This window comes from Bacillus cereus group sp. Bce019, from assembly GCF_051781745.1.
GTDB lineage: Bacteria > Bacillota > Bacilli > Bacillales > Bacillaceae_G > Bacillus_A > Bacillus_A cereus.
In genome coordinates, this window is the sequence record NZ_JBPWJX010000236.1 from 1 (window position 1) to 254 (window position 254).

Sequence of the window (254 nt, forward strand, 5' to 3'; positions counted from 1 at the left end):
CAGGAACGAATTTGCCAGAAAATTTGCAGGTGAGCAAGGAGTTGACAAACTTGTTAAGGATGCAGCAAATTATTATCCTTCAAAAGCTGAACCCCAAAATATACAACCAAGTACATTACCAACACAGGTCGAACACCCAGCAGATTTTCCCGGGGGAGAAATAGGATGGCAGAAATATTTGCAAAAGAATATTAATTTAAATATTCCCATTGAGAAAGGAGCACCTCCCGGTAAGTATGTTGTAAAAGTTACTT

General features: G+C 38.6%; 1 protein-coding gene. It reads left to right on the top strand.

Annotated features, from left to right (window positions below):
* On the top strand, positions 1–254 hold a 254-nt coding region (locus ACS2QP_RS28155), incomplete at both ends, for a hypothetical protein (protein WP_438883123.1).